The sequence below is a fragment of the Clostridium sp. CS001 genome, assembly GCF_020443565.1.
GTDB lineage: Bacteria > Bacillota > Clostridia > Clostridiales > Clostridiaceae > Clostridium_AD.
This window is the reverse complement of sequence record NZ_JAIZZN010000002.1, coordinates 234,521-240,520: the sequence shown is the minus strand read 5'-3', so window position 1 is coordinate 240,520 and position 6,000 is coordinate 234,521. Positions and strand designations below refer to the sequence as shown.

Genomic DNA, 6,000 nt, shown 5'->3' with positions numbered 1-6,000 from the left:
AGTCTTAAAACTAAGAATTACTTTTTGCTAAAGTAATTAACTGGTTTAACGAAATATTATTTCGTTTCTTTACCTATTTCTCTGTTTAATTTTCAAAGACCAATTTGTTTTGTCATCTTGCGACGACTTCTACTATATTACTAGATACTTCTTAATTTGTCAACAACTTCTTTTAATATTTTTAAATATATTATTGAAGTATTAAATGTTAACTTATCAATGTTTGCTTTTGTCGTTACTCATTCGTTGCGACAAGGAGTATTCTATCATGTGTTCATATATAGTGTATTTATACTAATCCTGAAAATACGACACTTATATGCATTATTCTTTATAATACTGCCAATTATTAAATCTCCCTTACAAGGATACACTAGGAGTAGTTTATTGTTAAAGTTATCAAAATCAATAGCAACCAACAAAGCACATCTGAAACCACTACACTATAAATCCCCCATATTGTTTATATTAAATCTTAATGGTTACAAATTTAAACTATATATTCCTATTTATATTACCTTATGCTATTAGTTAAATCTACAGGTGGTACTAGCTACCGCACTAATATCATTTGTGTTATAATTAAATCATCATCTGCGATGCTGCAATATTAACAACTTTGGAAGCAGATTTAGACTGCCACCAAAGTAACCTTTCTGGGCTATGCAACTGCCACTTATATAAGATGGCAGACTTGAAGCTTCCAAAATGTTGTTAAAATATACAAATTGTTAGGAGTGACAAACTTATGAAGACTACAATATTAACGCCTAGTGGTGCAAAAAAGTTAGAAGAAGAATTAGAACTGCGCACCGGGGAAAAAAGAAGAGAAATAACAGCATCCATTAAGGAAGCAAAAGGCCATGGCGATTTAAGTGAAAATGCAGAATACGATGCAGCTAAAGATGATGAAGCAACTAATAATGATAGAATACTTAAGATTCAAGAGATATTAAGAAGTTCTACAATAGTTGAAGATTACAGTAATGACGAGCATTTAGGTCTTGGTGGCCAAGCAGATGTTAAGTTCCTTGACACAGATGACATCGAAAAAGTATGCTTAGTATCTACGGTAGAAACCAACCCTGAGCTCATGAATATAAGTATTGAGTCTCCACTTGGCATGGCAATATATAAAAAGGCTCTTGGAGAAAAATGTACTGTTGTATCTCCACAAGGTAACTACGAAGTAATTATAGAAAAAATTTATTAAAATTCATTAACCTAATATTATTGTACCAAGTACGTACCTACCACTTTTTTATGAAAATGGAACATCCATAGATTTGTGTAAATCAAATCTATGGATGTTTTTTTACTTAAGACCTAATTCTTTTCTCTTCTTTTCAATATGATCTACGTAGATTTGAATAGTTTTTTCTGCATCTAGTTCTACTACAACCTTACCTAAACCTAGTGTTTCAGTGGTTTCAGTTAAAGTTTTTACTACTACACTACTACCGGTAATTGATGGTACCGGCGCTACGTGTACAAGCCATCCTAGTGCTACAGCTGTGCAAGCATCTGCCACAGCCTTTTGTTCTAGATATTCTGGTGCACCTATTACAATTGGTAACATATTTGTATCTACATTAAGCTCATCTGCAATTTCCATAGCAGTGTGGGTCATCTTTCCAATATCCACACAGGCACCATATGTAAGTACTGGTGGAATGCCAAGCTGCTTACAAACAGCCTTTAATCCCTCTCCACATTCGTTTGCAGCTTCTGGATTTGTAAGTCCTGTATATTCCATTACTGATGAAGTACAACCTCCTGAGAGAACAAGTATATTATTTTTTATTAATCCTTGAGCTATTTTAAAAATATTACTTCCACCCTGACCATATCTTGCTGTAGTACAACCAACTATAGTTGCGATTCCTCTTATATTACCATTTACAATTTGATCAATTAACGGTTTAAAACTCCCACCTAGTGCGGCTCTAACAGATTCAGTACTAAATCCTACCATACAATCTGATACGTGAGGCGGAATATAGGTTTCTCGCTTTTCTGTTTTACGCTGTTTGAAAGCCTCTATAGCCATATCAAGTGCTTTTACAGCTTGTTCTTTCGTCTTTTCTGGGATAAATTCTAAAGTTTCTGTTCCTTGAAGCTTAATAATATCATGGGTTCCAAGTAGTTTTGTTCCAAATCTCTTTGCATAAATAGGTAGCGTTGGTATAGTACAATTGTAATCAAACATAAATAAATCTACTACACCAGTAGCAAGGAGATATTCTTCTGAAAGCCACTCTCCTTCTTGACCACCATAGGCCTTTTGATCATGAGTGCCATCATAATTCATAAGTTGTTGGCCCTCACATACATGGCCAAGAATTTGCATTCCATCTGCGCCTGCTGCTTTTGCCTTTTGTTGCCATTCCTCTGTTGATGCTAAATCCAATGCAATATGCGCAAGCAATGGCATATGACCATTTGTAATAATATTTATCATATTATCTTTTAAAAGCCCCATATTTTGTTTTTTCATTGCTATCTTTTGAGTGCCCATAAGAATTTCTTGTAATATATCAAGTAGGAATAGCCCTTGAAACTCATTTGCTATTCCTAACTTAACAGAATTAAGTAGGAATTCTACTGGATCTGAGGTTAAGTTAGTCATACAACGAGTCTGTGCATAAGCTATCTCACTGTATCCCCCTCCTGGAAACAAATTAAGTTTTCTCCATAATTCCTTACGTTTTGTTGGTGCAAAAGCCTCTACAGCTTTAGAAGGATTATAGTATGGAGCATGAATATCAGCAATAACCCAATCAGCAAACTCTATTGCCAACTTTTCTATTGGTTTGTTTATGTCAAGGCCAGCCATAGTAGAGTATTCTTTTAATTTTTCTGCATCTCTGATTTTAAAACCACTTTCCGGATGTTCTCCTGCAGCTTTAAGTGATCTAGCTACTTGAAGGGCATGAAATATATTAGCTGAAGTTCCGATGGTTACATGTCTATACATAAAGTTTCTTGCAACCATTGTATGTGCATCTACCCCACAAGTTCCCCTTGGCACTTTTTCACTTATTCTGCATGGACCATTGGCACATAATTGACAGGATAAACCCTCGACACAAAATTTACATTGTATTGGCTGTTGCTGCGCAAACCTATCAAATACGTTTGTCATTGAAGCGTTGTGTACCACTTGGTACATCTCTCTCATTGCTGGATCAATGATTATGTTCATAGGGTATCCCTCTTTAGATTGGTCACCCTTTGCAACATGCTCTCTTTGCCATTTATGTACTTCTTCCATAGACTCTGGAGATTTTTCAATGTTTTGATAATTCACCTGAACCCTTTCATGTAAGTCGCTATGCATATTGGGATCATTCGAATCGTTAAGTTTTGATGCTATAGTGGCATCAGAGCCACTCATTCTTTTAGAACTATTTTCATAGGAATCTTTTATTTGTTTATCTGACATTCTCATACCTCCAAGACTATATTTGTATCTAGTGTTTGCATTTTTTATTAAAACATGTAACATTTCATCTTATGGATGCATAATTATATAAAGTGGGATTTTTATAGTAAGCTGAAATTTTATTGTTAAAATAATCATATTGAGTTATGATTATACATGTAATCAAAAAAATTATAATGGGGGTTATAAAATGTGGAGTCGTGAATCTTTAAAAAATAGAGCAAAAGCAGTTTTAAAGATTTCTTACTGGAATGCATTTTTTGTTAGCATAGTTTTGGCAATCTTTGGTGGTAGTGATAATTATTTTAATTTTAACTGGAATTCTGGAAATCAAAACTCAAGCCCAAGCTTTAGCTTTTTCTCTAAACCAGTTACTGACTTATTTCCTTTTTTGATTTTAATTACTTTAGGATCTGTAATTATTGTGCTTGTATTTGCTTTCGCCTTTCGTGTATTTTTAGGTTATCCCCTTGAAATTGGAGGAAAACGCTACTTTGTCCAATCAGCACAAAATAATATAAATATGAATCACTTAGGATATGGTTTTAATAACGGTTATTATTTTAACATTGTAAAAACCATGCTATATAAAAGCGTTTTGACCTTTCTTTGGACCTTACTTCTTATAATACCTGGGATTGTAAAATCCTATGCTTATAGAATGGTACCTTATATTTTATCAGATAACCCAAGCATGGAATATAATCGTGCGCTAGAACTAAGTGTTAAAATGACTGACGGCGAAAAATTAAATATGTGGGTATTGGATCTTTCATTTATAGGATGGTATTTATTAGGCAGATTATTATTTTTTGTTGGAGTAATATTTGTATTCCCTTATGAGAATGCTACAAAAGCAGAACTATATTTAGTATTGCGTAAGCACGCATTGGATGAGGGTATTTGTACCTATGAAGAACTTAAACTATTTTAGAAGAAACTTAAAGAGTTATTAAATTACAAAAGGGAATCCAATGGATTCCCTTTAAAACTGTATATTAATTTAAAACTTTACTGCTTATAACTATTTATACTATTAACTTTCGAAGTCTTTGTTTTTATAACTACCTCATCTTTTGGGAATATGATATTTAGTATAAGTGCTACCATCGATGCTACAACTATACCTGATTCGCCAAATAATAACTTAGCCCATTCCGGCATACTTGCAAGTACTTCCGGTACGGAACCTAGACCAAATCCTAGCCCTAGAGCTACTGCCACAATTATTCCGTTTCTTCCGCTAAGTGGTTCATGAGTTATTAAGTTTATACCGCTTATTGCAATCATTGCAAACATTAGTATTGCAGCTCCACCTAATACGCTAGGTGGCATAATGGACACGATTGCTCCAAGTTTAGGAAAAAATCCTGCAAGAATTAAGAATATTGCACCTGTTGCAATAGCAAATCTATTTACAACTCCAGTAATTGCTACTAAGCCAACATTTTGACTAAAAGAAGTGTTTGGTAAAACTCCAAATAATGCTGCAAAGCTACTTCCAAGACCATCTGCAATTACTCCTCCAGATAATTCCTTATCTGTTGCTTCTCTTTTAAGCCCTCCCATAGTTATTCCTGAAATATCTCCTACTGTTTCTACCGCTGTTACAATATACATCATTAGCATTGCGAAAATAGCTTCCCAATGAAAGGATAATCCAAATTTAAAAGGAGTTGGTACACTTAACCAGCCAGCATTTGCTACTACATCAAAATTTACTTTTCCCATTGGAATTGCGATAATATATCCTACTATGATACCAATAAGTATAGCAGACATACTTGAAAAGCCCTTTGTAAATTGTTTAAATGCAAGTATTGTTATAAGTGTAATAAGTCCTAAAATCAAATTTGAAGGAGATCCAAAATCTTTAGCACCTATGCCTCCACCGAAATACTTTACTCCTATTGGAATAAGAGAAAGCCCTATAGCCATTACTACAGTACCTGTTACTATTGGTGGAAAGAATTTCTTTAAAGGTTTTAAAAACAGTCCGAGTACTACTTCAAACAATCCACCTATAAGCGATGCACCTAAAATGCCCGTAATGCCATATCTCGCCCCGATTGACAAACAGGTTGGTAGGAACCCTGAACTTGTTCCCATTACTACTGGAAGTCTTGCTCCAACCTTTCCTAAAGGATAAAGTTGAATTAAAGTAACAATTCCCGCTACAAACATTGCAGCTTGGATTAAAAAGGTCTTTTGGTCTGCTGGAATTTTAAGTGCACCAGCAACAATTATGATTGGTGTTATGTTTCCTGCAAACATAGCTAATACATGTTGCATTCCTAAAGGGATTGACTCTTTTAAGGGTGGTATTCCGTCCAACTCTGTAACTTTTGCTTTTTTTTCCATGTAAACTCCTCCCATTTTTTAATTTACTTGATTAAATGAATTCCGTCTCCCAATTATTAGATATTTGTAATATTCTCCACTAAATGGTATATTCCTCCTTGTTTGAAAAAATATTTTCAAATATTAAAATAATTTTAAAATTTCTATTTATGTTATTCAGAATTATGCTTCCCCAATTAAATATGATAATTTAT

General features: G+C 33.9%; 4 protein-coding genes. 2 read left to right on the top strand and 2 right to left on the bottom strand.

Features of this window, described 5'->3' with window-relative positions; genetic code table 11:
- Positions 1-748 precede the first annotated feature (748 nt).
- Positions 749-1,213, top strand: a complete 465-nt coding sequence (gene greA, locus LGK97_RS02810) for a transcription elongation factor GreA (RefSeq protein WP_226258215.1) — start codon at positions 749-751, stop codon at positions 1,211-1,213.
- A gap of 102 nt (positions 1,214-1,315) precedes the next feature.
- On the opposite strand, the gene cooS is transcribed toward greA, so the two are convergent.
- Positions 1,316-3,445: an anaerobic carbon-monoxide dehydrogenase catalytic subunit gene (gene cooS / locus LGK97_RS02805; protein WP_226258214.1), complete on the bottom strand. Its 2,130-nt coding sequence runs from the start codon at positions 3,443-3,445 to the stop codon at positions 1,316-1,318.
- A 190-nt stretch (positions 3,446-3,635) separates the two neighbouring features.
- Between cooS and LGK97_RS02800 the strand changes: the two genes are divergently transcribed.
- Positions 3,636-4,379: a DUF975 family protein gene (locus tag LGK97_RS02800; RefSeq protein WP_226258213.1), complete on the top strand. Its 744-nt coding sequence runs from the start codon at positions 3,636-3,638 to the stop codon at positions 4,377-4,379.
- 77 nt (positions 4,380-4,456) lie between these two features.
- Here the strand turns inward: LGK97_RS02800 and LGK97_RS02795 are convergent, their stop codons facing one another.
- Positions 4,457-5,806, bottom strand: a complete 1,350-nt coding sequence (locus LGK97_RS02795) for a uracil-xanthine permease family protein (RefSeq protein WP_226258212.1) — start codon at positions 5,804-5,806, stop codon at positions 4,457-4,459.
- Positions 5,807-6,000: the final 194 nt, after the last annotated feature.

What these genes read in the sequence shown, in the direction of transcription:
- LGK97_RS02795 (WP_226258212.1), bottom strand. Translation starts at nt 5,806, where the DNA reads ATGGAAAAAAAAGCAAAAGTTACAGAGTTGGACGGAATACCACCCTTA.
- LGK97_RS02800 (WP_226258213.1), top strand. Translation starts at nt 3,636, where the DNA reads ATGTGGAGTCGTGAATCTTTAAAAAATAGAGCAAAAGCAGTTTTAAAG.
- cooS (WP_226258214.1), bottom strand. Translation starts at nt 3,445, where the DNA reads ATGTCAGATAAACAAATAAAAGATTCCTATGAAAATAGTTCTAAAAGA.
- greA (WP_226258215.1), top strand. Translation starts at nt 749, where the DNA reads ATGAAGACTACAATATTAACGCCTAGTGGTGCAAAAAAGTTAGAAGAA.